The sequence below is a fragment of the Mycobacterium sp. NGS26 genome (genome assembly GCF_059813025.1).
Map to the genome: position 1 here is coordinate 178,253 of NZ_JCALDU010000004.1, position 25,682 is coordinate 203,934.

The window sequence follows — 25,682 nt, forward strand, 5'->3', positions numbered from 1 at the left end:
CTCCACCAGTTCACGTTCGGCGAAGGTCGCCCGGGAAGGCCAGCTTGACGATCTTGCGGACGACGGTGCCGAACTGCCGCAGCAGCGGGCCCTTGTTGTACGGGATGCCGTAGCGTTCGCAGATCTCTTGCACCTCGGGCGCGATCTCGGCGTACCGGCGGGCCGGCATGTCCGGGAACAGGTGGTGCTCGATCTGGTGCGACAGGTTGCCGGACATCAGGTGGAACAGCTTGCCCCCGGTCAGGTTCGCAGAGCCCAGCACCTGACGGAAGTACCACATGCCGCGCGACTCGTCCTTGGTCTCCTCGACGGTGAATTCCTGCGTGCCGTCCGGGAAGTGGCCGCAGAAGATGATCATGTACGACCACACGTTGCGCATCAGGTTGGCCGTCAGGTTGCCGGCGAACACGAACGGCGCGAACGGGCCGGCCAGCAGCGGGAAGGCGACGTAGTCCTTCAGCGTCTGCCGGCGCGTCTTCGCCCAGATCTCCCGCAGCACCTCGCGCTTGTCGGCCAGCCGGATCTCGCCGGAGCGGATGCGCTCGGTTTCCAGCTCGTGCAGCGCGACGCCGTACTGGAACAACACCATCAGCAGGAACGCGTACACCGGGTTGCCCAGGAAGTACGGTGTCCAGCGCTGGTCCTCGCTCATGCGCAGGATGCCGTAGCCGATGTCGCGGTCCATCCCCACGATGTTGGTGTGGGTGTGGTGCATGTAGTTGTGCGAGTGCCGCCACTGGTCGGCCGGGCAGGCGGTGTCCCATTCGAACGAGCGCCCGGAGATCGTCGGGTCACGCATCCAGTCGTACTGGCCGTGCATGATGTTGTGCCCGATCTCCATGTTGTCCAGGATCTTCGCGATGCCGAGCATCCCGGTCCCCAGCAGCCAGGCCGGGGGCAGGAACAACAGCACGCGTCCACCCACTTCGAGCGCGCGCTGCGCCTTGATGACCCGGCGGATGTAGTCGGCGTCCTGCTCGCCGAGGTCGGTCATCACGCGTTCCTTGATGGCGTCGAGCTCGCGGCCGAAGGCGTCGGCCTGCTCGGGGGTCAGGGTGATCGTGTTGTGAGTCATGGTTTCCTCCTAGAGGGATAGGTCGACGTCGCCGACGGGGACGGACACGCAGATCTGCACGTCCTCGTCCGGGGCGGTGGAGACGGCGCCCGTGACCAGGTTCCGCACGGTGCCGGCGGTCTTGCGTCGGGTGCAGGTGTGGCAGATGCCCATGCGGCAGCCGTTCTCGGGCGTCAGGCCCGCCGACTCGGCCTGTTCCAGCAGCGAGCGGCCGTCGTCGACGACGTCGATCCCGCTGTCCGCGAACGTGACTCGGCCGCCCGACGGGTTCGCCGGGGCCTCGAACGACGGCGGCACGAAGCTCTCGTGGTGCACGTTGTCGCAGTGTTGCCGCACCTCGTCGAGCAAAGCCGTTGGCCCGCAGGCGAATACGGCGTCCGGCGCGGGCATGGCCGCGGCCAGGTGCTCCGGCCCGAAGCGGCCGGCCAGATCGCCGTCCCGCGATCGGGTGTAGCCGTGCAGCACCCGCACGCCCGGCAGATCATTATGGGCGGCCAGCTCGTCGCGGTAGCACGCCTCGGCGGGATTGCGGGCGTAGTGGATGAACGCGATCTCGCCGCCGCGGGTCTGCGGGTGCCGCTCGGCGACCAGCGTGCGCAGCATCGCCATGACGGGCGTGATGCCGCTGCCGCCGGAGACGAACAGGATGCGTCGCGGTCGTTGCGCCGGCAACACGAAGTCGCCGCCGACGCCGTCCAGGCCGACCACGATGCCGCGACGGGCGCGCTCGTACAGATGCGTCGAGACCAGCCCGCCGTCGTGGTGACCGATCGTCAGCTCGAGGTGCGAGCCGCCCTCGGCGTTGGCGGGTGAATAGCAGCGGGTGTGCCGGCGGCCGTCGATGTCGACGGTCAGGTTGACGTACTGCCCCGCCCTGATGGTGTGCGCGGCCGTGAAGGCCTCGTTCGGGGCGAGGGTGAGGGTGACGCTGCGCGGGGTGGTCCTGCGGACGTCGACGACTTTGGCGCGGGCCTGTCCCAGCGTCCACGTCGGCGCCACCAGCTCGGTGTAGCGGTCGACGCCGTGCGGGCCGGTGAGCAGGTCGACCAGGTCGGAACCCAGGACCCGCTTCTGGAAAGCTTTGACAAAGCCGCGACCGGAGGTCTGAGCGGTTTGAGTGAACATATGTACACCGTGCTGCCGTCGGCCGCAGCTAGTCAAGGGTTTCTAGGCTTCTGTGGTAGGGTTCACAACAGTGAACAGTCGTACTCCTGGCTCACGGTCGCACCGGTCCGGCCGTGAGCGCTCACGCGAAAGCCCCTCGCGCGGAGAGCGCAAGGAGGCGACCCGGCGCGCCATCATCGCGGCCGCACTCAAGCTGCTGCAGGACCGCAGCTTTTCCAGCCTGAGCCTGCGTGAGGTGACCCGCGAGGTCGGCATCGTGCCCGCCGCGTTCTACCGCCATTTCGAGTCGATGGAGGCGCTCGGGCTGGTGCTGATCGACGAGTCGTTTCGCATCCTGCGCGACACGCTGCGCGAGGCGCGGGCGGGCAAGCTCGACCCGAACCGGGTGATCGAATCGTCGGTCGAGATCCTGGTCGCCAGCGTCGCCGAGCGACGCGAGCACTGGCGGTTCATCGGCCGGGAACGCAACAGCGGCCTGTCGGTGCTGCGCTACGCCATCCGCACCGAGATCCGGCTGATCACCTCCGAGCTGGCTACCGACCTGGCGCGCTTCCCCCGGCTGCACGAATGGAGCACCGAGGACCTCAACGTGCTGGCGACGCTGTTCGTCAACGCGATGATCGTCGTCGCCGAGGCGATCGAGGACGCTCAGAGCGCCGAGGCGCTCGAAGACATCCGCCGGCTCGCGGTCAAACAGCTGCGGATGATCGCCGTCGGTATCGCCGGCTGGCGCAGCGGCCCGTGATCGGCGGCCGCTACCGCGGCGCCCGCCACATCGCCCACATCGTCGGGCCGCCGTCGGGCAGCACGATCTCGCCGGTCACCGTGAACCCGAAACGCTCGTAATACGGCACGTTTTCGAGTTTCGTCGACTCGAGATACGCCGGGCAGTGCTCGGCGTCGCAGCGGTCCAGCCGCGACCGCATCAGGACCTGCCCGAAGCCCCGGCCGCGGACCGTCGGGTCGCTTCCGATCACGGCCAGATACCAGTGCGGCTCTTCGGGGTGGACGCGTTTCATCAGTTCCTGGACCGCGCGTCCGCGCATGGAACGCAGCCCGAACACCCGCAGGAACGTCGGTGTCATCGCCAGCTTCCCCCGGCGCGTCTCCAGCCAGTGGTTCGGCGGGTCCCACAGTGCCGCCGCGCCGATCCCCGGGCCGTCGCAGGCCACCTCCACGCCGCCGAGCGCCAGGTGGTGATGGCGGGTCATCGTCGTGAACAACCGGCGCAGGTGCGCGATCCGCGGCTTCTCGTCGGGGAGGAGCCAGACCATCACCGGGTCGTCGTAGAACGCCCGGGCCAGGGTGCGGGACAGCTCGCCGACGTCGGCTCTGCGCGCCGGGCGCGGCTGCGGGCTCACCCCGGCAGACTACGAAACGACGCCGGCCGTCCCGAAACCGGTGTGTCGGGCGGCGCGACGGGTATCCGGAGCCGATGGCTGACATGTCGCGGCGGGCGTTCGGGCGGGTGGCCGCCGGGGCGGGCATGCTCGGAACCACCGGGCTGTCCGGCGGCTGTGGCAAACGGGGCGCCGATCACGGCCAGCCCGCCGCCGGGCCGCCGGCGGGCAAGGGCGTGGGGTTGGTGCTCTCACACGAGCAATTCCGCACCGATCAGCTGGTGGCGCAGGCCCGGGCGGCCGAGGAGGCCGGTTTTCAGTACGTGTGGGCCAGCGACCACATCCAGCCCTGGCAGGACAACGAGGGCCATTCGATGTTCCCCTGGCTGACGCTGGCGTTGGTGGGCGCCAACACCGGCCGCGTCTCCTTCGGCACCGGGGTGACCTGCCCCAGCTACCGCTATCACCCGGCGACTGTGGCGCAAGCCTTCGCCTCGCTGGCGATCCTCTATCCGGGCAGGGTGTTCCTGGGCCTGGGCACCGGCGAGCGGCTCAACGAGCAGGCCGCCACCAACGCGTTCGGCAACTACGCCGAGCGCCACGACCGGCTGGTCGAGGCCATCGGGGTGATCCGCCAGTTGTGGAGCGGTTCACGAATTTCGTTCGCCGGCCGCTACTTTCAGACGAACGCCCTCAAACTCTACGACGTGCCGGCGGCGCCGCCACCGATTTTCGTCGCGGCCGGCGGGCCCAGGAGCGCGAAGCTGGCCGGTCGGTACGGCGACGGCTGGATCACTCAGGCCCGCGACGTCACCAACCCGAAACTGCTCGCCGCGTTCGGCGCCGGCGCGCATGCCGCGGGGCGCGATCCCGGCGGGATGGGTAAGCGCGCCGAGATGTTCGCCGTCGTCGGCGACAGCGCCGCGGCCGGGCGCGCCGCGATGCTGTGGCGGTTCACCGCCGGGGCCGTCGACCAACCCAATCCCGTCGAGATCCAGCGCGCCGCCGAGTCGAACCCGATCGACAAGGTACTGGCGAATTGGACGGTGGGCACCGACCCCGCCACGCACATCAAGGCCGTGCAGGCGGTGCTCGCCACCGGCGCCGTGCCATTCCTGCATTTCGCGCAGGACGACCCGATCAGCGCGATCCAGTTCTACCGCGCCAACGTCCTGCCCAAGCTGCGCTGAGCACGAAAAGTGTTGGCGTGGTTCATATCTGATAGTCAGGAGATGTAGCGGACGATGCTTTCGGCCACACACGCCGGCTTCGGCGACCCGTCGATCTCGACGGTGGTCGACACGATCGCCTGCACGGCGCCGTTGCCGAGGTCGTCGACGCTGACCAGTGAGCTCTGCGCGCGCACCCGGGACCCGACCGGCACCGGTGCGGGGAAGCGAACCTTGTTGAGGCCGTAGTTGATCGCGAGCTTGATGCCGTTGACCGTGTAGGTCTGGTGCTGCAGGCGCGGCAGCAGCGACAACGTCATGAAGCCGTGCGCGATGGTGCCGCCGAACGGGCCCTTGGCCGCCCTCTCCGGGTCGACGTGGATCCATTGGTGGTCGCCCGTCGCATCCGCGAACAGGTTGACGTCCTTCTGAGTGATGGTCACCCAGTCGCTCTGCCCGAGGCTCTCGCCCGCCGCGGCGGCGAGGTCGGCGACTGACTCGAAGGTGCGCATTCGGTGTTCTCCTTCGTCGTGGTACCAAGCAGACTATCCGGCCAGCCGACGCCGCTGAGGGTTTGACCGCGAATCCTTGGCTTTCGGTGTGAATCGTGGGCGGGGAAATCGCCGAAATCCCGCCATGGGTGCACACCGAAAGCCCTGGGCTCACGCTCGATGGCCGGGCGATCACGCCAGGCTCAGGAACAGTTTTTCCAGCTCGTCGGCCGACACGGCCGGCCGGTCCGCCGGCCTGAACTTCGGTCGCCATCATGCCCTTCCTGGCATACCCCACTGGGTATAAGCCAAACCGTAGCAGATACCCCACCGGGTATGGTATTACTGGTTTGGCGGTGTGTGCCTGCCGGCCCACGAAGTGCAGGCCAAATGGCCCTATTGGCGAGAGCGGCGGCGGCTGAAACTCCGTACAGAGACCACGAGCGAAAGGAAACGTCAGTGTCCACGTTTCTGAAGCGGGCTTGGGTGCCGCTCGTCGTCGTGGCGGCGGTCGCGCTGGGCGGTGTGGCCGTCGACCGGCTCCGCGGTGTCTTCGGCTCCGACGCGATCTTCACCGCGACGGGCAGCGGCGCGGCACCGCTCGAGCCCTCGCACATCAAGCGGGTGACCTACGAGGTGTACGGGCCCAGTGGCACGACGGGAAGCGTGAGCTACCTGGACAAGAACGCACAGGCGGAACAGGTGAACTTCACCACCCTGCCGTGGACCGTCACCGTCACGACGACGGCGCCTGCCGTCATCGCGAGCGTGGTGGCCCAGGGCAACAGCGACGGCATCGGGTGCCGCATCAGCGTCAACGGTGAGGTCAAGGATGAGCGGTCCTCGGCCGGGCGCCACGCCCAAACTTCCTGTCTGGTGAAAGCCGGATGAACACCGACGACGACGCCCGTCCGAAATTCATGCGATTCGTCCGCAGGTTCGCGTGGCCGATCATCATCGGATGGCTACTGCTGACCGTGGCCTTGAACGTGCTTGTGCCGCCGATCGAGTCCGTCGCGCGAAACCACGCGGTGACGATGTCGCCCCAAGATGCGCCGGCGATGATCGCCGCCAAACGCATCGGCGCAACCTTCCACGAGTCGGACTCCGACAGCACCGCGATGATCGTCCTGGAGGGCGACGGGCAACTCGGTGACGAGGCGCACCGCTACTACGACGGCCTGGTGCAGATGCTGCGGGCGGACCCCAAGCACGTCCAGCACGTCCAGAACGTGTGGGGCGATCCGCTCACCGCCGCCGGTGTCCAGAGCCGCGACGGGAAGGCCGCCTACGTCCAGCTCAACCTGGCCGGTAACCAGGGCAGCACCCTGGGCAACCAGTCCGTCGACGCGGTGCGCAAGATCGTCGAGAAGTCCGAGCCCCCGCGCGGGCTCAAGGTCTACGTCACCGGCCCGGCCCCCCTGACGACGGACATGAACGAGGCCGCCGACAAGAGCATGTTCAAGATGATGGGCGTCACGGGTGTGGTCATCATGATCATGCTGTTCATCGCCTATCGATCCGTCAGCACCGTGCTTCTGGTCCTCGTCATGGTCGGTTTCGAAATGGGCACGGCGAGAGGGCTTGTCGCGCTGCTCGGAAGCCACCAGCTCCTGGGCTTCTCGACGTTCGTCGTTGCGATGTTGTCCTCGTTGGCGATCGCTGCGGGAACCGATTACGCGATCTTCCTCATCGGCCGCTACCAGGAGGCGCGGCAGGCCGGTCAGGACCGAGAAACGGCCTACTACACCATGTTCCGGGGGACGTCGCACATCATATTGGGCTCGGGGCTGACCATTGCGGGGGCCACGTTCTGCCTCCACTTGGCGCGCCTGTCCTACTTCAAGGCGCTCGGCATTCCGTCCGCCCTGGGCCTGCTCGTCGTCGTCGCGGGAGCCATGACCGCCGCGCCGGCCGTGGTGGCGGTGGCCAGCCGGTTCGGCCTGCTCGACCCGAGACGGATGATCAAGACGCGCGGGTGGCGCCGCGTCGGCACGGCCACCGTGCGCTGGCCGGGCCCGGTTTGCGCGGCCTCGCTGGTGATCGCGATCGTCGGCATCCTGATCATGCCGAGCATGAAGGTCAGCTACAACGACCGCTATTACATACCCGGTGGCCTGCCGTCGAACGTCGGATATGCGGCCGCGGAGCGCCACTTCAGCGCCGCCACAATGAATCCCGACATCCTCATGCTCGAAAGCGACCACGACATGCGGAACAGCGGCGACATGATCATCCTGGACAGGGTTGCCAAGGAGGTCTTCGCCTCGCCCGGAATCGCGATGGTGCAGAGCATCACCCGGCCGCTGGGCGGCCCGATCGAGCACACGTCCATACCGTTCCAGATCAGCGCCCAGTCGATTCCCATCCGGCAGAACCTTCAGTTCATGAGGGACCGCACGGACGACATGCTCAAGATGAGCGACGACCTCGGCGCCATGATCGCCTCGATGCAGCGGATGCAGGGCTTGATCGGCCAGATGAGCGGTGCGACCCATCACATGGTCGGCGATATGCACGAGATGCAAGCCACGCTGGACGAGATGCGCGACCACCTCGCCGACTTTGACGATTTCGCACGGCCGCTCCGCAGCTATCTGTATTGGGAACAACACTGTTTCAACATCCCCGTGTGCTGGGCCACGCGGTCGGTCTTCGAGGCGATCGACGGCGTGGACAAGTTCAGCGAGGACATGAGCACGCTGATCAAGGACGTCGGCAGCGTCGACGCGATACTGCCGCAGCTGCTCGCCGAGTTCCCCCCGATCATCGCCATCGCAAAATCGATGCAGGGCACCCTGCTCACGATGCACAGCAGCTTCTCCGGTCTGGTCACGCAAATGTCGCAGATGACCGACACCGCGAGCGCGATGGGTCAGGCGTTCGACGCCTCCCGCAGTGGCGACTACTTCTATCTGCCCCCGGAAGCGTTCCAGAACCCCGACTTTCAGCGTGGCCTGAAGCTTTTCCTGTCGCCGGACGGTAAGGCCGCGCGCTTCATCATCACCCACGAGGCGGATCCGGCAACCCCGGCGGGCATCTCGGCGGTGATGGGGGAACTGTCCGCCGCGCATCATGCGGTGAAGGGGACGAACCTGACCGCCGCCAAGTTCTACCTCGCCGGGACGGCGGCGATCTATCGCGACATCCAGGCCGGCTCCCATTACGACCTGCTGATCGTGGGACTCGCCGCGATCACGCTGATCTTCGTCGTCATGGTGATCATCACGCGGGCGCTGGTCGCGTCGCTGGTGATCGTCGGCACGGTGCTGCTGTCGCTGGGGGCCGCCTTCGGGCTCTCGGTGTTGGTGTGGCAACACCTGTTCGGTCTGGAATTGAACTGGATCGCACCGGTTTTCGGGTTGATCATCCTGCTGGCCGTCGGATCCGACTACAACCTGTTGCTGGTGTCGCGGTTCCAGGAGGAGGTCGGCGCGGGGCTGCGAACCGGCATCATCCGCTCTATGGGAGAAACCGGCGGCGTCGTCACGGCGGCGGGCCTGGTCTTCGCGTTCACCATGATGTCGATGGTCGCCAGCGACCTGCGCTCGATCGGCCAGGCCGGCAGCACGATCGGTCTCGGCCTGCTGTTCGACACGTTGATCGTGCGCTCGCTGATGACGCCGTCGATCGCGGCGCTGCTCGGGCGGTGGTTCTGGTGGCCGCTGCGGGTGCGGCCGCGGCCGGCGAGCTCCATGCTGCGGCCCTTCGGCCCGCGCCGCCTCGTTCGTTCCCTGCTTCTCGGTGAGGACGGGGATGCGCCGACGCCGACCACCGAACCCCGGAAAGTCATGGCCTCGACGGTGGGTGAGACCGCGGGCGCAAGATGACGGTGTGAGGCTGCTGCTGATCGCCGACACCCACGTCCCGCGGCGCGCCCGCGACCTGCCCGCAAGGGTGTGGGACGAGGTGGCCGGCGCCGACGTCGTCGTGCACGCCGGGGACTGGGTGGCGCCGGAATTGCTCGACGAGCTGGAGACGCGGGCCGTCCGGCTGGTGGCCTGCTGGGGAAACAACGACGGGCCCGCGTTGCGCCGGCGGCTGCCCGAGCGCACCGACGCGGTGCTGGACGGGCTGCGCCTCACCGTGATCCACGAGACGGGCGCCGCGGCGGGCCGGGAGGCGCGCATGTCGCGGCTCTACCCGGACACCGACGTGCTGGTGTTCGGCCACAGCCACATCCCTTGGGACACAACGACACCCACAGGGTTGCGGCTGCTCAATCCCGGCTCCCCCACCGACCGGCGCCGGCAACCGTACTGCAGCTACATGACCGCGCGCGTCGACAACGGCGTGCTCACCGGCGTCACCCTGCATCGCCTGGACAAGTAACGCGATTGCAACGATTTCGGGCCGACATCGAATCGTTAGCCAACCGCGACTTCGAACTGCGGCCGTGACAGCCGGATTGCCCGCCCGCCCTGTGTTTGACTCCCCGAGAACGGATTCGACCGCGCCTTGCGGCAGATGAAAGTTGAGATGGGGTAGGAGCTATGTCGTTCTTCGAGCAAGTGCGGAAGTTGCGTGGCGCAGCGGCGGCCATGCCGCGCCGACTGTCCATCGCGGCTGTGGGGGCCGCCCTGCTGGCCGGTCTGGTCGGTTTCGTCGGCGGCTCGGCGACCGCGGGGGCATTCTCCAAGCCGGGTCTGCCAGTGGAATATCTGGAGGTGCCATCGCCGTCGATGGGCCGCAACATCAAGGTTCAATTCCAGGGCGGCGGCCCGCACGCGGTCTACCTGCTCGACGGCCTGCGCGCCCAGGACGACTACAACGGCTGGGACATCAACACCCCGGCGTTCGAGGAGTACTACCAGTCCGGCCTGTCGGTGATCATGCCCGTCGGCGGCCAGTCCAGTTTCTACAGCAACTGGTACCAGCCGTCGCAGGGCAACGGCCAGAACTACACCTACAAGTGGGAGACGTTCCTGACCCAGGAGATGCCCACCTGGTTGCAGGCGAACAAGCAGGTTTCGCCGTTCAACAACGCGGTGGTGGGCCTGTCGATGTCGGGCGGCTCCGCATTGATCCTGGCCGCGTACTACCCGCAGCAGTTCCCCTACGCGGCGTCGCTGTCGGGCTTCGTCAACCCGTCCGAGGGCTGGTGGCCGACGCTGATCGGGCTGGCGATGACCGACTCGGGCGGCTACAACGCCAACAGCATGTGGGGTCCGTCCACCGACCCGGCGTGGAAGCGCAACGACCCGATGGTGCAGATTCCGCGGCTGGTCGCCAACAACACCCGGATCTGGGTGTACTGCGGCAACGGCACGCCCAGCGACCTCGGTGGCGACAACATGCCGGCGAAGTTCCTGGAGGGCCTCACGCTGCGCACCAACGAAACCTTCCAGAACAACTACGTGGCCGCGGGTGGACGCAACGGCGTGTTCAACTTCCCGGCCAACGGGACGCACTCGTGGCCCTACTGGAATGCCCAGCTGGTCGCGATGAAGCCCGACATCCTGCAGGTGCTCAACGCCGGCAACAACTCGGCCTGACGGCGACCGAACACCCCGAGTCGGCATCGGCAGCAGCGCCCCGGTCAGCGCTGCTGCCGATGCTTTTCATGCGCGGCTAATCCAGCAGGGCCCGCCGATCCTGGTGGAAGTAGGTGTATCCGGTGGTCAACGCGCACACCACCGAGGCGACCACCAACATCAGGGTGCCGTTGACGATCAGGCTGATGGCACCGCCCACGGTCGCGCCCGCGACGAAGCTGGCGAAGAGCAGGAAGTAGCCCAGCCAGTCCGATGCCTTTCCACCGGCGAGGTGGCGTTCGATTCCCTGGCCCATCTTGACCAGCGTGCCGGTCACATAACTCAGCGGAACCGACACCTCGCCGTCCTTGACGAACGACGTGTTCAACGCGCCAATACCGAAGACCACCAACATGATTGGCGCGAAATCGAGAGGGTTGTCCTTCCATCCCTCGTCGATGATGTCGACCACCGTGGCGGCGACCAGGCTGCAGGTCGTCAGCACGGTCGGGCCGTGCGGATGCGCCACCCAGAAATGCCGCCGGCATACCGATGCGACCACCACGCCCGCCACGAAGCACAGCATCAACACGCCGGCGGTGATCGACAGCACCACGTCGCCGCGGAAGTAGCCCAGCACCGCGCGCTGGGCGTTGCCGGTCATGAATGTCACGAAGTAGCCGGCGGAGTGGGTGAACGCGGTCGCGCCGAGCACCCCGGCCAGCCCCGCCAGCACCCACGACAACCGCGCCTCGCTGTCGAAAACCTCGCTCGCCACACCGACATGCTCGCAGAGCGCGCCGGTGCACGCAGCGAGGACGAGGTCAGGCGGTGGTGAGCCGCGCGATGGACCGCAGCGGGATCGGCAGCCACCCGGGCCGGTGCCGCGCCTCGTAGCCGGCCTCGTAGACCGCCTTGTCGAGCTCGTAGGCCGCCAGCAGCAACGCCGAATCCCGCGGGTCCGTGCCCGACCCGGCGGCGTAGCCGTCGCAGAAGGCGGTCCGGTTGCGCTCCACCCATTCGCGGGCGCGGGCGGCCAGCTGCTTGTCCGTGTTTTGAGAGCCCTGGTCCACCAGCTGCCCGTAGGCGGCGTACTCGAACGAACGCAACACCCCGGCCACGTCGCGCAGCGGCGAGTCCGGCGCCCGGCGCTCGTCCAGCGGCTGACCCGGCTCGCCCTCGAAGTCGATCAGCAGCCAGCTCTCCGGGGTGCGCAGCACCTGGCCCAGGTGCAGGTCGCCGTGTATCCGCTGCACGGTGATCGTCTCGCCGGCGAGCTTGGCGAACCGCTCCTCGATCGTGGGCGCGTACTCCTGCAGCTCCGGAACCAGCGCCACGGTCGACGACAGCCGCGCCAGCACGTTGTCCAGCGGGAAGGTCACCTGCGCGGTCCCGAGGCACTCGGCCAGGGTGGCGTGCACGGATGCGACGGCCTCGCCGAGCCGGTTCGACTCGCCGGCGAAGTCGCCGCCGACCTCGTGGGCGTACAGGTCGCCCTCGGCGAACAGGTCCCGGACGCTGGCGGTGGCCATCGCCCAGCCCTCGGCCGCGTTGGACGCGAACTCGGTGACCATGCCCAACGGGCACGTCTGGTCGCCGAACACGTCGGGCGCGTCGATCTCATAGGTGCCCAGCAGCCGGGCCACGTGCGGGTTGCCGGCGCGACCCAGCGCCCGGTTCAGTTCGATGTCGGGGTTGATGCCGCTGCTGACGCGGCGGAACACCTTGAAGATCGCGTCCCGGTCGAAGATCACGCTGGTGTTGCTCTGCTCGGCGTCCGAGACGTGCGGCATGGCCTCGAGCGGCAGTTCGACGCCGGGCTCCTTGACGAAGCGCAGCTGCGCGCCGGATGCGTCGCGCTCGGCCGATGAGTCGATCAGCGACAGCAGAAACCGCGGCGCGTCCTCGTCGTAGAGGGCGTCGAACCCGGTCCGGTCGTCGGCGGCGCCGATGGTGGCCACGGTGCTGTATTCGGACAGCGGCGCGAAGTCCCACCCGACGATCACCTGGTAGCGGTCCGCGGAACCGTTGGAGTAGTGGACGTCGACCAGGACCAGGTCGAGATCCTCCCGGAGCCCGACGACTACCCCGGCCTCGGCGGAGACCAGTTCCCGGTTGCGGCCGGCGTACCAGCGTTGCTGCGGCAGCCACTCGGACCAGGGCAGCTTGTGCGGGGAAGTCATGCGTTCTCCTCGGACGGGGACAGCTGGAACCAATAGAACCCGTGTCCCGGCAGGGTCAGCAGGTAGGGCAGGTGCCCGATGCGTGGGAATTCCACGTGCCCGGTCAGCTCAATCGGGGTGTACCCGCTCCAGTGCTGCAGGCTCAGCTCGATGGGCTGCGGAAAGCGCGACAGGTTGTTGACGCAGAGCACGGTGTCGCCGTCGTCAGCGCCCTGGCGCACGAAGGCCAGCACCGACGGGTTCGACCCGCCCAACTCCTCGAAGATGCCGATGGCGAAGGCGTTGTGCCGGCGCCGCACCGACAGCATGGTGCGGGTGAAGTTGAGCAGCGACGTCGAGGTGTCGCGTTGGGCCTCCACGTTGACGGCCTGGTAGCCGTAGACCGGGTCCTGGCTGGGTGGCAGGTACAGCCGGCCGGGGTTCGCGGTGGAAAAGCCGGCGTTGCGGTCCGGCGTCCACTGCATCGGGGTGCGCACCCCGTCGCGGTCCCCCAGCCAGATCACGTCGCCCATGCCGATCTCGTCGCCGTAGTAGAGGACGGGCGAGCCGGGCAGCGACAGCAGCAGCGCGGTGAACAGCTCGATCTGGTTGCGGTCGTTGTCCAGCAGCGGCGCCAGCCGGCGACGGATCCCGACGTTCGCCTTCATCCGCGGGTCCTTGGCGTACTCGGAGTACATGTAGTCGCGTTCTTCGTCGGTGACCATCTCCAGCGTCAACTCGTCGTGGTTGCGCAGGAAGATCCCCCACTGGGCCAGGTCCGGGATCTCCGGCGTCTGCGCCAGGATCTCCGAGATCGGGAACCGGGATTCCCGGCGGACCGCCATGAAGATGCGAGGCATCAGCGGGAAGTGAAACGCCATGTGGCATTCGTCGCCGCCGGTGCTGGGGTCGCCGAAGTACTCGACCACGTCGGCCGGCCACTGGTTGGCCTCGGCCAGCAGCACCCGGCCGGGAAACTCGTCGTCGACGACCTTGCGGACCCGCTTGAGGAACGCGTGCGTCTCGGGCAGGTTCTCGCAATTGGTGCCCTCCCGCTCGAACAGGTAGGGCACCGCGTCCAGCCGGAACCCGTCGATGCCGAGTCCGAGCCAGAAGCGGATCACGTCGATCATCGCTTCCTGGACGCCCGGGTGGTCGTAGTTCAGGTCCGGCTGGTGGGAGAAGAACCGGTGCCAGTAGAACTGGCGGCGGACCGGGTCGAACGTCCAGTTCGACTCCTCGGTGTCGACGAAGATGATCCGCGCGTCGGTGTAGCGCTCGCTGGTGTCGCTCCACACGTAGTAGTCGCCGTACGGCCCGTCGGGATCGCGGCGCGACTCCTGAAACCACGGGTGCGACTCGGAGGTGTGGTTCATCACCAGGTCGGTGATCACCCGGATCCCCCGCTCGTGGGCCGCGTCCAGCAGGTCGACGAAGTCGTCGACCGTCCCGAATTCGGGCAGCACCTTGTAGAAGTCCCGGATGTCGTAGCCGCCGTCGCGCAGCGGGGAGTCGTAGAACGGCGGCAGCCAGATGCAGTCGATCCCGAGCCACTGCAGGTAGTCCAGGCGGTCGATGAGCCCCCGCAGGTCACCCTGCCCGTCCGCGTCGGCGTCCCGGAAGGCCCGGACCAAGACCTCGTAGAAGACCGCGTGCTTGAACCACGTGGGGTCGGCGGGCAATGCGGCGGCGTTGTCGAAATCCTCGACGTCCGGATGCTCGACCACGCCGCCCTCGACGTGACTGCCCTCCGCGGGATCGTGCTCGACAGCGTCTCGTGCGTCGTTCATCGCTTCCACGATGCCACGTGTACCCGAGGCGCGACTTCGGGAACCACCCGGGCAAACTCGCCGGGCGGCAACCGAATTAGCGAGCCGCCCGGCGATACCCGTGCGCGTGTCAGGCCGGGGGCCCCTCCGCCGCCGTCACGTTCACGGTGCGCTCGCCGACGCCGTTGCTGCGCAGGTGCACGGCGAGGGTGTCGCCCGGGTGATGCGGGACGAGCGCCTCCGTCATCGCGGTGGCCCCGTTGATCGCGACGTTGTCGAGGCCGACGATGACGTCACCCGGCACGATCCCGGCCGCGGCCGCCGGACCGGTCGCGACGACCCGCTCGACCCGCGCGCCGTTGCCGCCGTTGTCCATCACGCCCAGGCCGAGGAAGGCCGTCGGCCCGATGTGCACGGTGTTCGACCCGGCGCCCGACCGGATCTGGTTGGCGACCCCCATCGCGGTGCCGATCGGAATGGCGAACCCCTGGCCCTTGGACATCTTGTAGCTGTCGGTGGCGGCGGTGTTCATGCCGATCACTTGCCCGTTGCCGTTGACCATCGGCCCGCCCGAGTCGCCCGGCCTGATCGGCGCGTCGGCCTGGATCAACCCGCCCAGCGTCTCGTTGGCGCCGGTCAGGGTGTCGGTCGCCGAGACGGTCTGGTTGAGCGCGACGACCTTGCCGGCCACCGCGCTGGGCGTCCCGCCCTGGCCACCGGCGTTGCCCAGCGCGACGATCGGGTCACCGATCGCGACGCCGTCGCCGATGTTGGCGGCGGGCAGGCCGCCCCCGCCGCGCAGCTGCAGGACGGCGACGTCGGCTGTCCGGCTGTAGCCGATCACGTCGACGCCGTAGGTCTGCCCGTTGCCGACGGCGAACGCGCTGATGTCGGTGGCGCCCGAGATCACGTGGTTGTTGGTCAGCACGACGCCGCCCGGATCGATGACGATGCCGGTTCCCGCCCCGACCGCGTTGTTGTAGCCGAACTTGGTGCTGATGTCGACCACCTGCGGCCCGACCTGGCCGACCACCGACGAGGGATCGAGCGGTAGCAGCGGGCTGTCGGCGAACCGGTCGAGCGGCGCGGCGGGCGGGCCGGCGGCCGCGGGCACCGTCACCAGGCCCAGGCCCAGTCCGACCACGGCCAGCACGCTGACCAACCATGACCACCAGACCGAGCGGTGGTGCCCTTTGCTCATCCCGTTACCTCCTGCGTCGCGGTGCGAACCATAATCGGCCCAGGCTCCGGGTCTGGGCGGCCTTGATTAACCCGTATAACCGTAATGCAGGTAGCTATGCGCGCGGTGAGGATCCCGGCGCGGGCGCGATGGGGTGGGCGAGGTGGCGGCTGACGTCGCCGACCATGTCGATCAGGGTCAGGTCGCGATAGCAGAACCGCCACCGGCCGTCGACGCGCTCGAATCGGTCGTGGTAGCGGCCGGTCACGATCGTCTGCGGCGCGGCCCCGTCGGTCTGCTGCAGCACCGTGTAGTAGCTGCGGCAACTGGCGGTGCCAGCTTCCTCGTCCACCTCGACGATCGGGTTGGTGGTGACGTGCTTGGTGCGGGGCGTCCCGTCGGCGTGCAGCACGATCAGCGACTTCCAGATGTCCAGCAGCTGCGCGGCGTCGACGGTCTGCTCGGCGCCCACCCGGATGCGGGCGTGCGCGAAGAGCTCGGCCGCGCCCGCGAGGTCGCCGGCGTCGATGCATTCGGCGTAGCGGTACAGCAGGTTGGTGATCTGGGTTTCCGCCGCCATGCGGTTAACCTAGGCCCCTAGGCTGGCGTGGTGGGCGAATTCGACCCCAAGGCCAGGTTCACGTCATCCCCGGTGGCCCGGCTGGCCACGGTCGCGCCCGACGGCGCGCCGCACCTGGTGCCGGTGGTGTTCGCGCTCGACGACGACGCAAGCGATGCTGAAGTCGTCTACACCGCCGTCGACGCGAAGCCGAAAACGACGCGGCGGCTGCGCCGGCTGGCCAACATCGAAGGCAATCCGCGGGTCAGCCTGCTGGTCGACCACTACGCCGACGACTGGACGCGGCTGTGGTGGGTCCGCGCCGACGGTGTCGCCGCGATCCATTCCGGCGGGGAGGCGATGCGCACCGGGTATCGGCTGCTGCGCGCGAAATACCCTCAGTACCAATCCGTTCCGCTGGACGGTCCCGTCATCGCGGTCACGGTGCGCCGCTGGGCGGGGTGGCACGCCTGACGGGCCGGCCCGATTGTGGTCGGCCCGTGGCCTTGTATTGGGCGGCCGTTGGGGGAAAAGTTGCGTACGCGGCCTGTGGGCCAGAACACACCGAGACACGCCGCGCGGACCTAAGCCCGGAGATAGTCCCCGAGAAGGAGAAAACCATGGCCGACAGAGCAGGCGCTCCCCAGGGCGCGGGAGCGGCTCCGACTGCGGACGGCCCGAGCGCCGTCCGAAACGTGGTTCTGGTGGGGCCGTCGGGGGGCGGCAAGACCACCCTCGTCGAGGCGCTGCTGGTCGCCGGCGGCGTGCTCAACAGGCCGGGTTCGGTCACCGAGGGCACCACGGTCTGCGACTTCGACGAGGCGGAGATCCGGCAGCAGCGCTCGGTGGGCGTCGCGGTGGCATCCCTGTCGCACGACGGGATCAAGGTCAACCTGATCGACACGCCGGGCTACGCGGACTTCGTCGGTGAGCTGCGGGCCGGGCTGCGCGCCGCGGACTGCGCGCTGTTCGTGATCGCCGCCAACGAGGGCGTCGACGAGCCGACCAAGTCGCTCTGGCAGGAATGCAGCCAGGTCGGCATGCCGCGGGCGGTGGTCATCACCAAGCTCGACCACGCCAGGGCGAACTACCAAGAGGCGCTGACCGCCGCGCAGGACGCGTTCGGCGACAAGGTTTTACCGCTTTACCTGCCGACGGGCAACGGACTGATCGGCCTGCTGTCGCAGACGCAGTACGAGTACACCGACGGCACGCGGACGACACGCTCTCCGGATGAGTCGGACGCCGACCGGATCGAGGAAGCGCGCGGCACCCTGATCGAGGGCATCATCGAGGAATCCGAGGACGAGTCGCTGATGGAGCGCTACCTCGGCGGCGAGACGATCGACGAATCGGTACTGATCGACGATCTGGAAAAGGCCGTGGCCCGCGGCTCGTTCTTCCCGGTGATCCCCGTCTGCAGCGGCACCGGCGTCGGCACCCTGGAGCTGCTGGAGATCGCCACCCGCGGCTTCCCGTCCCCGCTGGAACACCCGCTGCCCGAGGTCTTCACCCCCCAGGGCGCTTCGCACACCGCGCTGGCCTGCGACGCGAACGGGCCGTTGCTCGCGGAGGTGGTGAAGACGACGTCGGACCCCTACGTCGGCAGGGTCAGCCTGGTCCGCGTCTTCTCCGGAACCATCAAGCCCGACGCGACGGTTCACGTGTCGGGCCACTTCTCGTCCTTCTTCGGTGGGTCCAACGGGAACAGCAACACCCACCCCGACCACGACGAGGACGAGCGCATCGGGGTCCTGTCGTTCCCGCTGGGCAAGCAGCAGCGCCCGGCGTCGGCCGTGGTGGCCGGTGACATCTGCGCGATCGGCAAGCTCAGCCGCGCCGAGACCGGCGACACGCTCTCGGACAAGTCCGAACCCCTGGTGCTGCGGCCCTGGACCATGCCGGAGCCGCTGCTGCCCATCGCCATTCAGGCGCACGCCAAGGCCGACGAGGACAAGCTGTCCGTCGGGTTGGGCCGGTTGGCCGCCGAGGACCCGGCGCTGCGGATCGAGCAGAACCAGGAGACGCATCAGATCGTGCTCTGGTGCATGGGCGAGGCCCATGCCGGTGTCGTTCTCGACGCGCTGGCCAACCGGTACGGCGTCACGGTGGACACGATCGAGCTGCGGGTGCCGCTGCGGGAAACCTTCGCCGGCAAGGCGAAAGGCCATGGGCGCCACATCAAGCAGTCCGGTGGGCACGGCCAATACGGGGTGTGCGACATCGAGGTGGAACCGCTGCCGGAGGGCTCCGGGTTCGAGTTCGTCGACAAGGTGGTCGGCGGGGCGGTGCCGCGGAATTACATCCCCAGCGTGGAGAAGGGCGTCCGCGCGCAGATGGAGAAGGGGGTGCACGCCGGGTACCCGGTGGTCGACATCCGGGTCACGCTGTACGACGGCAAGGCGCACAGCGTCGACTCGTCGGACTTCGCGTTTCAGGCCGCGGGCGCGCTGGCGCTGCGTGAGGCGGCGGCCGCGACGCGGGTGATCCTGCTCGAGCCGATCGACGAGATCTCGGTGCTGGTGCCCGACGATTACGTCGGCGCGGTGATGGGCGACCTGTCGAGTCGCCGCGGCCGCGTGCTCGGCACCGAGGCCGCCGGGCACGAGCGCACGGTGGTGCGGGCCGAGGTGCCGCAGGTCGAGCTGACCCGGTACGCGATCGACCTGCGCTCCCTGGCGCACGGGGCCGCGTCGTTCACCCGTTCGTTCGTCCGCTACGAACCCATGCCGGAGTCCGCGGCCGCCCGGGTGAAGGCCTCCGCCTGATCGTCATGACGACGGTCAACGGGCTCCCGGCGCACATCCTGCTCAACCATTTCGTCGTGGTGCTGGGCCCGCTGACGGCGATCCTGGCGATCCTGTGCGCGCTGTGGCCCGCGGCGCGGCGACGGCTGATCTGGCTGGTGCTGCTGCTGGCCGTGGTCACCCTGGTGTTGACCCCGCTGACCACCGGCTCGGGAATGTGGTTGCGCGACAAGCTCGGTCCCTCCCCCGCGATCAGCAAGCACCAGGAACTCGGCGAGACGCTGATCTACCTGGTGGCGGCGCTGGCGGCCACCGTGATCGTGCTGGCCGGCGTGCACGTCCGCCAGGCGCGCGGGCGCACGGTGAAGTTCGCGCTGCACGCCGTGCTGGGGCTGCTGGTGATCGCGGCCGCGGTGGCGACGCTGGTGCAGAGCTATCGCGTCGGCGAATCGGGTGCGCGGGCCGCGTGGGGAACCACCGCCTCGGCCGCCTCGGCTCAGGCCCTGCGGCCGAACTGTTCGGCGACGGCGCGGCGGTCCAGCGAACCCTTTGCGGTGTGCGGCAATTCGGCGGCCACCTGAAACTCCGCGGGCACCTCGAACGCCGCCAGCCGCTCGCGGCAGAACACCGCGAGCTCGGCCGGGGTCGGCGCGGCGGGCTCGCGGGGCACGATCACCGCCGCCACGGTCTCCCCGTACATCTTGTCCGGCACGCCGAACACGGCGGCCTCCATGACGCCGGGATGGCCGGCCAGCACGCCCTCCACCCGCTCCGGCGAGATCTTCTCGCCGCCCCGGTTGATCAGTTCCTTGATCCGGCCGCGGATGGTCAATTCGCCCGTCGCCGAAAGGGATCCGAGGTCGCCGGTGCGCAGCCACCCGTCGGTGAAGTTGGCCGCCGTTATCGCCGGGTCGCCGAGGTAGCCGCGCACCACGGTGGGGCCGCGCAGCCAAACCTCCCCGACGGCCTCGGCGGGCAGGGGCCGTCCGTCGGGTCCGCTGATGCGGATTTCGGGCCCCGTCGACCGCCCGACGAGACCCGTTGTCGCCGCGGGGTTTTCGGTGTCATCGATGCCGGTGGTGGCCACCTGGTGCGTCGCCTCGGTCATGCCGAACGCGCACACCACCGGCGCCGAGAACTCCTTGTGCAGCGCCTGCGCCGTTTCCGGGGTGAGCGGGGCACTGCAGCTGCGGATGAATCGCAACGCGGCTCGCCGGCTTGCGGGCCGGCCGGGCTCGGCGCGCTCCAGCAGGATCTGGTGAATCGTCGGGACCGCCGTGTACCAGGTGGCCCCGACGGCGTCGACGTCGTCGGCGAACGTGTGCGCCGAGAAACGCCCCCGCGCGGGCAGCAGCACCGTGCCCCCGGAGGCCAGCGTCGACAGCAGGGCGGCGAGCAGTCCGTGGCCGTGGTACAGCGGCATCACCGCGACGGTCGCGTCCCCCGGGCCGAGCCGGTAGCCGGCGACGATGGCCCGCACCGAGCCGGCGATGTTCCCGCGCGTCCAGGGGACCATCTTCGGCACGCCCGTGGTGCCGCCGGTGAACATGATCATGGCGTCGTCGTCGCGGAGGCCCTGGGGCGTCGAGACGCCGCGCGCCGGCGCCGCGGCCGCGTCCAGGCCGACCTCCGCGGAGTCGTTTCGGGCGGTCACCGCGACCGGCCAGCACCGCAGCGCCGGTTCCGCGTCGTCGCCGGCGCCGCGGCCGTCGTCGACGAGCACCACCCGCACGCCGGCGGCCTCGCACCGGGCGCGCTGCTCGGCGACGGGCAGGGCCGGGTCCAGCGGGACCGCGACGAGGTCCGCCCGCGACGCCGCCAGCAGCCCGACGACGAATTCGGCGTTGCTGGCCGCGCGCAGCGCGACCCTGTCGCCCGCGGCCAGACCGCCCAGCTTCAGCCGCCGGGCCAGGTCGTCAACCAGCCGCATCAGGTCGCGGTAGCCGATCGGTGTCCGGTCGGCGGTGACCACGAGCGCCGGCGCGTCCGGGCGCCGGGACGCGGCGGCCTCGACCAGGTCGGCGACGCGCGGGTCCGCGGATTCGCCGGGCGGTTTCGCCGTGAACTGGTCGGACGTCATCGCCACGCTCCCTCCGCTGTCCCTTGTGCGACCAACGCACCTCATCGCACCATGCCGCGCCGGTTGCCCGTTCGTCCAATACCCAGCCGCGCACGCCGGATAATCGTCGGCTATCGAACGTCTTGGACACCCGCGGGGCCGGTGGACCACAGTGGTGACACGGCACGCGAGAGGAGCCGCCACCATGACCACCGCTTCGGCACGCTTGACCGACGGCTTCCACCTCGTCGTGGACGCCCTCAGGGCCAACGACGTGGACACCGTGTACGGGATCGTCGGCATCCCGATCACCGACCTGGCCCGCACCGCGCAGGCGTCGGGCATCCGCTACATCGGGTTTCGGCACGAGGCCTCGGCGGGCAACGCGGCCGCGGCCGCCGGGTTTCTCACCCAGCGGCCCGGGGTGTGCCTCACGACGTCCGGGCCCGGTTTCCTCAACGGCCTGCCCGCGCTGGCCAACGCCACCACGAACTGCTTCCCGATGATCCAGATCTCGGGGTCCAGCGACCGCGCGGCCGTGGACCTGCAGCGCGGTGACTACCAGGACCTCGACCAGCTCAGCGCCGCAAGGCCTTTCGCGAAGGCGGCGTATCGGATCGGCCGCGTCGAGGACATCGGCCGCGGCGTCGCGCGCGCGATCCGCTCCGCGGTCTCCGGCCGCCCGGGCGGGGTGTACCTCGACATTCCGGGCGAGATCCTGGGCCGGGCCATGGACGCTTCCGCCGCGGCGGACACGATCTGGCGGGTCGTCGACCCCGCACCCCGCCAGCTGCCGGCCCCCGACGCGGTCGACCGCGCCCTCGACGTGCTCGCGGGGGCGCGGCGACCGCTGGTCGTGCTGGGCAAGGGCGCGGCGTACGCGCGGGCCGACGGCGCGATCCGAGAGTTCGTGGAGGCCAGCGGAATCCCGTTCCTGCCGATGTCCATGGCCAAGGGACTGCTGCCCGACTCGCACCCGCAGTCCGCCGCGGCCGCGCGCTCGCTGGCCCTCGCCCGCGCGGACGCGGTGCTGCTGGTCGGGGCGCGGCTCAACTGGCTACTCGGCCAGGGGGATTCGCCGCCCTGGGCGGCCGACGCCAAGTTCGTGCAGGTCGACATCGCGGCATCGGAGTTCGACAGCAACCAGCCGATCGCGGCGCCGCTGGCCGGCGACATCGGGTCGGTGATGGCGGCGCTGCGCGACGGCCTGGCCGCCCGGCCGATCGCCGTGCCCGCGGAGTGGACGGGCGAGCTCGCCGAGCGCCGGGCCGACAACGACGCGAAGATGCGCCGGCGCCTGGCCGAGGAGACGCACCCGATGCGGTTTTACGGCGCGCTCGGCGCCATTCGCGCCGTGCTCCGGGATCAGCCGGATGTCTATGTGGTCAACGAGGGAGCCAACGCGCTCGATTTGGCCCGCAACGTCATCGACATGGAGGTGCCGCGGCACCGGCTCGACACCGGCACCTGGGGCGTGATGGGCATCGGGATGGGCTACGCCATCGCCGCCGCGGTCGAAACCGGCGGGCCCGTCGTCGCGATCGAGGGCGACAGCGCGTTCGGTTTCTCCGGCATGGAAGTCGAGACCATCTGCCGGTACCGGCTCCCGGTGACGGTGGTGATCCTGAACAACGGCGGCGTCTACCGCGGCAGCGAATCGGCCGCCGGCAGCGACCCGGCACCCACCGTGCTGAACGCCGGTGCGCGGCACGAGCTGATCGCGGAGGCGTTCGGCGGCAAGGGATATCACGTCGCCACGCCCGCGCAGCTGCGGTCGGCGCTGGCCGAGGCGCTCGCCTCGGCCGGCCCGTCGGTCATCGACTGCGAACTCGACCCGGCGGCGGGCGTGGAAAGCGGTCACCTGTCGAACCGCAACCCCGCCAGCGCGGCCACACCGCCACCGGTCAACGCCGGCGGGTGATCCCCAGTTGACGGAAGAGCACCGCTAGCAGACCAGCCAATCCAGCGTCTCGGGCAGGGTTCGCACGTCCACCCCGATGGCACGGCATTCCTGGACGCCGCGGTCATACAGGCCGGACATCGCGTCGGAAACCAGCACGATCCGGAAGTCGCGTTCGGACGCCTCGTAGATCGACGTTCGGGGGCAGTTCGGAAAGTTGCACCCGGCGAAAACCAGTGTGTCAACCCGGCTTTCGCGCAGGTGCCGTTCGAGACCGGTGGCGTAGAACGCGCCCCACCGCGACTTGTACATCACGTGTTCGACGGCGCCGATCCGCTGCAAGCCCCCGGCCAGCAGCAATTCATGGTCCAGCTCAACGACTTTGGGCAACAACTCGGGGGCGATCTGCGAGCCGGCGCTGCCGGGCACGGCCATCCGCGCACCCCGCTCCACCGCCTCCCGCCGCACCGCGTCCACGTTGGACCCGTCCGGTCGGTACAGCCGGACGACATGCACGATCGGGAGGCCGCGTCCGCGGAAGGCCGTCGCCAGCTTGGCCATTGCCGGGATCGCCGCGTGCGTGCCGGCAACCGGCATCGCGGCGTCGTGCCCGGGGATGTCCAGGAAATCCCGCTGCACGTCGATCAGCACCAGCGCGGCCGAGCGCGCCATGGGACGCGTGTAGCGATCGTTTGCCGTCATGCCGCTCCCTCGCCGCCCGCCCTCGTGACGGGACCGAACTCAACAGGTAATCGGATCGTTATCGTGACGGCCCGACGGGCCGCCATTGTTTGCTAAAACCCGTAACGGGTAGATCGTCAGTAGAATACCGTTGTGTTGATCGCACCATCTCGAAGGGCGGAGGCCATGCGCCGTACGGTTCGTTATCTGTTCGTTATGGTGGCGATCACGGGCCTTGGCGTGCTGGGCAGCGGCGCCCGCAGCGTCGCCGCGGTCCCGCTGCCCCAACCGATTCCCGCCGTTGCCCAGGTTTTGCCGGCCGACGGCGCGGTGGTGGGCGTGGCGCACCCGGTGGTGGTGACGTTCACCGCGCCCGTCACCGATCGCGTTGCCGCCGAACGGACCATCCGCGTCACCTCGCAGAGTAACGTGCCGGGACACTTCGAATGGGTCGACAACAATGTCGTGCAGTGGGTTCCGAACCGCTACTGGCCCACCCACAGCCACGTCTCGGTGGGGGTGCAGGCGCTGACGACGGGCTTCGACACCGGTGACGCGTTCCTCGGCGTCGCCAGCCTTTCCTCGCACACCTTCACCGTCAGCCGAAACGGCGAGGTGCTCCGCGAGATGCCGGCGTCCATGGGCAAGCCGTCCCGCCCGACGCCGATCGGCAACTTCTCCGCGCTGTCCAAGGAGCGCACGGTGGTAATGGACTCCCGGACCATCGGCATCCCGCTGAGTTCCCCCGACGGATACAAGATCACCGCGTCGTACGCGGTGCGCGTCACGTGGAGCGGTGTCTATGTGCACTCGGCCCCGTGGTCGGTCGACTCGCAGGGCCACGCCAACGTCAGCCACGGGTGCATCAACCTCAGCCCGGACAACGCCGCCTGGTACTTCAACAACGTGAACATCGGCGACCCCATCGAGGTCGTGGCCTGACGGTCGGAGCCGGTGGGGGCTTGCAGCCGCAGCGGGGTTCGATTCGCCTGCGAAGGAGATCGAGATGACGGCTGCGACGGCGCGCGCCGTGCGGTTCGACCGCTACGGGGGCCGTGATGTGTTGTACGTGGCGGACATTGACATGCCGTCGCCGAGACCCGGCGAGGTGGTGGTCGAAGTCCGTGCCGCCGGGATCAATCCCGGCGAGGCGGGCATCCGGGTCGGTGCGCTGCACGAGATGTTCCCCGCCACGTTTCCGTCCGGCGAGGGCAGCGACCTCGCCGGGGTGGTGACCGCGATGGGACCCGGGGTCACCGAGTTCGCGGTCGGCGACGAGGTGCTGGGCTTCAGCCTCCGGCGATCCAGCCACGCCACCCACACGGCCGTTCCCGTCGGTCAGCTGATCCGCAAGCCGCCCCAATTGAGTTGGGAGGTCGCGGGTTCGCTGTACGTGGTGGGGGTGACGGCGTACGCCGCCGTGCGGGCGGTCGCGCCCCAACCGGGGGAAACGGTCGCCGTTTCGGCGGCGGCGGGCGGGGTCGGCAGCCTCGTCGTGCAGCTACTGGTCCTGCGCGGGGCGCGGGTGCTGGGCATCGCGGGGCCCCGCAACGCCGACTGGCTGCGCGCGCACGGCGTCGTCCCGATCCCCTACGGCGACGGCCTGGCCGACCGGCTGCGCGAGGCCGCGCCCGACGGAATCGACGCCTTCATCGACTTGTTCGGCCCGGACTATGTCCAGCTCGCGGTGGACCTGGGCGTGCCGCCCGAACGGATCGACACCATCATCTCGTTCCAGAAGGCGGGCGAGATCGGCGCCAAGACCGAGGGCAGCGCGGAGGCCTCCACACCGGAAGTGCTCGCCGAGATGGCCGACCTGGTCGCCACCCGCGCCATCGAATTCGACATCGCCGCAACCTATCCGCTGGACCGCGTCGCCGACGCGTTCGAGGAACTCGAGCGCCGCCATACCCACGGCAAGATCGTTCTGCTGCCCAACGGTTCGCCGTAG

Annotated in this window: 23 protein-coding genes; 12 read left to right on the forward strand and 11 right to left on the reverse strand. The window is 69.1% G+C overall.

What is annotated here, in order from left to right; all coding sequences use genetic code 11:
- Positions 1-10: 10 nt before the first annotated feature.
- Entirely contained in the window at positions 11-1,075 is a 1,065-nt protein-coding gene (locus AC5Y6X_RS15245; RefSeq protein WP_499987242.1) for a fatty acid desaturase family protein, read from the reverse strand.
- A gap of 9 nt (positions 1,076-1,084) precedes the next feature.
- Complete coding sequence (locus AC5Y6X_RS15250) at positions 1,085-2,200, reverse strand: ferredoxin reductase (protein WP_499987244.1); 1,116 nt, start codon at positions 2,198-2,200, stop codon at positions 1,085-1,087.
- A gap of 70 nt (positions 2,201-2,270) precedes the next feature.
- On the opposite strand from AC5Y6X_RS15250, the gene AC5Y6X_RS15255 reads away from it, so the two are divergent.
- The gene (locus AC5Y6X_RS15255) at positions 2,271-2,945 is read left to right on the forward strand and encodes a TetR family transcriptional regulator (RefSeq protein WP_324675397.1); all 675 of its coding nucleotides are present in this window, start codon (positions 2,271-2,273) and stop codon (positions 2,943-2,945) included.
- 10 nt (positions 2,946-2,955) lie between these two features.
- Here AC5Y6X_RS15255 and AC5Y6X_RS15260 read toward each other — a convergent pair whose 3' ends face one another.
- The gene (locus AC5Y6X_RS15260) at positions 2,956-3,561 is read right to left on the reverse strand and encodes a GNAT family N-acetyltransferase (protein WP_499987246.1); all 606 of its coding nucleotides are present in this window, start codon (positions 3,559-3,561) and stop codon (positions 2,956-2,958) included.
- A 74-nt stretch (positions 3,562-3,635) separates the two neighbouring features.
- Here AC5Y6X_RS15260 and AC5Y6X_RS15265 point away from each other — a divergent pair, with 74 nt between their 5' ends.
- Positions 3,636-4,730 carry a F420-dependent hydroxymycolic acid dehydrogenase gene (locus AC5Y6X_RS15265; RefSeq protein WP_499987248.1) on the forward strand — a complete coding sequence of 365 codons (1,095 nt, stop codon included), beginning with the start codon at positions 3,636-3,638 and terminating at the stop codon, positions 4,728-4,730.
- Between the two features lie 35 nt (positions 4,731-4,765).
- Here AC5Y6X_RS15265 and AC5Y6X_RS15270 read toward each other — a convergent pair whose 3' ends face one another.
- Entirely contained in the window at positions 4,766-5,221 is a 456-nt protein-coding gene (locus tag AC5Y6X_RS15270) for a MaoC family dehydratase (protein WP_499987250.1), read from the reverse strand.
- Between the two features lie 438 nt (positions 5,222-5,659).
- On the opposite strand from AC5Y6X_RS15270, the gene AC5Y6X_RS15275 reads away from it, so the two are divergent.
- From AC5Y6X_RS15275 to ag85C, 4 genes are all read left to right on the forward strand, one after another.
- Positions 5,660-6,091, forward strand: a complete 432-nt coding sequence (locus AC5Y6X_RS15275) for an MmpS family transport accessory protein (RefSeq protein WP_499987252.1) — start codon at positions 5,660-5,662, stop codon at positions 6,089-6,091.
- Positions 6,088-9,030, forward strand: coding sequence for an MMPL/RND family transporter (locus AC5Y6X_RS15280; protein ID WP_499987254.1), 2,943 nt, complete (start codon positions 6,088-6,090; stop codon positions 9,028-9,030). Before AC5Y6X_RS15275 ends, AC5Y6X_RS15280 begins: the two co-directional genes overlap by 4 nt.
- 4 nt (positions 9,031-9,034) lie before the next feature.
- Entirely contained in the window at positions 9,035-9,532 is a 498-nt protein-coding gene (locus AC5Y6X_RS15285; RefSeq protein WP_499987259.1) for a metallophosphoesterase family protein, read from the forward strand.
- Between the two features lie 161 nt (positions 9,533-9,693).
- Entirely contained in the window at positions 9,694-10,695 is a 1,002-nt protein-coding gene (gene ag85C / locus AC5Y6X_RS15290) for a diacylglycerol acyltransferase/mycolyltransferase Ag85C (RefSeq protein ID WP_499987261.1), read from the forward strand.
- A 76-nt stretch (positions 10,696-10,771) separates the two neighbouring features.
- Here the strand turns inward: ag85C and AC5Y6X_RS15295 are convergent, their stop codons facing one another.
- The 5 genes from AC5Y6X_RS15295 to AC5Y6X_RS15315 form a co-directional block, all read right to left on the reverse strand.
- Positions 10,772-11,452 (reverse strand): YoaK family protein, encoded by a 681-nt coding sequence (locus AC5Y6X_RS15295; protein ID WP_499987262.1) that lies wholly within the window; start codon positions 11,450-11,452, stop codon positions 10,772-10,774.
- Positions 11,453-11,498: 46 nt separating this feature from the next.
- Positions 11,499-12,857 carry a maltokinase N-terminal cap-like domain-containing protein gene (locus AC5Y6X_RS15300; RefSeq protein WP_499987264.1) on the reverse strand — a complete coding sequence of 453 codons (1,359 nt, stop codon included), beginning with the start codon at positions 12,855-12,857 and terminating at the stop codon, positions 11,499-11,501.
- A complete protein-coding gene (gene treS / locus AC5Y6X_RS15305) occupies positions 12,854-14,626 on the reverse strand; it encodes a maltose alpha-D-glucosyltransferase (protein ID WP_499987266.1) in 1,773 nt (590 codons plus the stop codon). The genes AC5Y6X_RS15300 and treS overlap by 4 nt, the downstream gene beginning before the upstream one ends.
- A gap of 109 nt (positions 14,627-14,735) precedes the next feature.
- Entirely contained in the window at positions 14,736-15,806 is a 1,071-nt protein-coding gene (locus AC5Y6X_RS15310; RefSeq protein ID WP_499987268.1) for a S1C family serine protease, read from the reverse strand.
- Between the two features lie 94 nt (positions 15,807-15,900).
- Positions 15,901-16,365, reverse strand: coding sequence for a nuclear transport factor 2 family protein (locus tag AC5Y6X_RS15315; protein WP_499987270.1), 465 nt, complete (start codon positions 16,363-16,365; stop codon positions 15,901-15,903).
- A 30-nt stretch (positions 16,366-16,395) separates the two neighbouring features.
- On the opposite strand from AC5Y6X_RS15315, the gene AC5Y6X_RS15320 reads away from it, so the two are divergent.
- The 3 genes from AC5Y6X_RS15320 (at position 16,396) to AC5Y6X_RS15330 (ending at position 19,672) form a co-directional block, all read left to right on the forward strand.
- Complete coding sequence (locus AC5Y6X_RS15320; protein WP_499987272.1) at positions 16,396-16,818, forward strand: TIGR03668 family PPOX class F420-dependent oxidoreductase; 423 nt, start codon at positions 16,396-16,398, stop codon at positions 16,816-16,818.
- A 146-nt stretch (positions 16,819-16,964) separates the two neighbouring features.
- Positions 16,965-19,112 (forward strand): elongation factor G-like protein EF-G2, encoded by a 2,148-nt coding sequence (locus tag AC5Y6X_RS15325; protein WP_499987275.1) that lies wholly within the window; start codon positions 16,965-16,967, stop codon positions 19,110-19,112.
- Positions 19,113-19,117: 5 nt separating this feature from the next.
- Entirely contained in the window at positions 19,118-19,672 is a 555-nt protein-coding gene (locus AC5Y6X_RS15330) for a DUF2231 domain-containing protein (RefSeq protein WP_499987277.1), read from the forward strand.
- On the opposite strand, the gene AC5Y6X_RS15335 is transcribed toward AC5Y6X_RS15330, so the two are convergent.
- The gene (locus AC5Y6X_RS15335) at positions 19,588-21,171 is read right to left on the reverse strand and encodes a FadD7 family fatty acid--CoA ligase (protein WP_324675429.1); all 1,584 of its coding nucleotides are present in this window, start codon (positions 21,169-21,171) and stop codon (positions 19,588-19,590) included. The genes AC5Y6X_RS15330 and AC5Y6X_RS15335 overlap by 85 nt on opposite strands.
- A 184-nt stretch (positions 21,172-21,355) precedes the next feature.
- Here AC5Y6X_RS15335 and oxc point away from each other — a divergent pair, with 184 nt between their 5' ends.
- Positions 21,356-23,071: an oxalyl-CoA decarboxylase gene (oxc, locus tag AC5Y6X_RS15340; protein ID WP_324675432.1), complete on the forward strand. Its 1,716-nt coding sequence runs from the start codon at positions 21,356-21,358 to the stop codon at positions 23,069-23,071.
- Between the two features lie 24 nt (positions 23,072-23,095).
- Here the strand turns inward: oxc and AC5Y6X_RS15345 are convergent, their stop codons facing one another.
- Positions 23,096-23,752, reverse strand: coding sequence for a cysteine hydrolase family protein (locus tag AC5Y6X_RS15345; RefSeq protein WP_324675433.1), 657 nt, complete (start codon positions 23,750-23,752; stop codon positions 23,096-23,098).
- A gap of 165 nt (positions 23,753-23,917) precedes the next feature.
- Between AC5Y6X_RS15345 and AC5Y6X_RS15350 the strand changes: the two genes are divergently transcribed.
- Both AC5Y6X_RS15350 and AC5Y6X_RS15355 read left to right on the forward strand, forming a co-directional pair.
- The gene (locus AC5Y6X_RS15350) at positions 23,918-24,673 is read left to right on the forward strand and encodes a L,D-transpeptidase (protein WP_499987279.1); all 756 of its coding nucleotides are present in this window, start codon (positions 23,918-23,920) and stop codon (positions 24,671-24,673) included.
- A 64-nt stretch (positions 24,674-24,737) separates the two neighbouring features.
- Positions 24,738-25,682: an NADP-dependent oxidoreductase gene (locus AC5Y6X_RS15355; protein WP_499987280.1), complete on the forward strand. Its 945-nt coding sequence runs from the start codon at positions 24,738-24,740 to the stop codon at positions 25,680-25,682.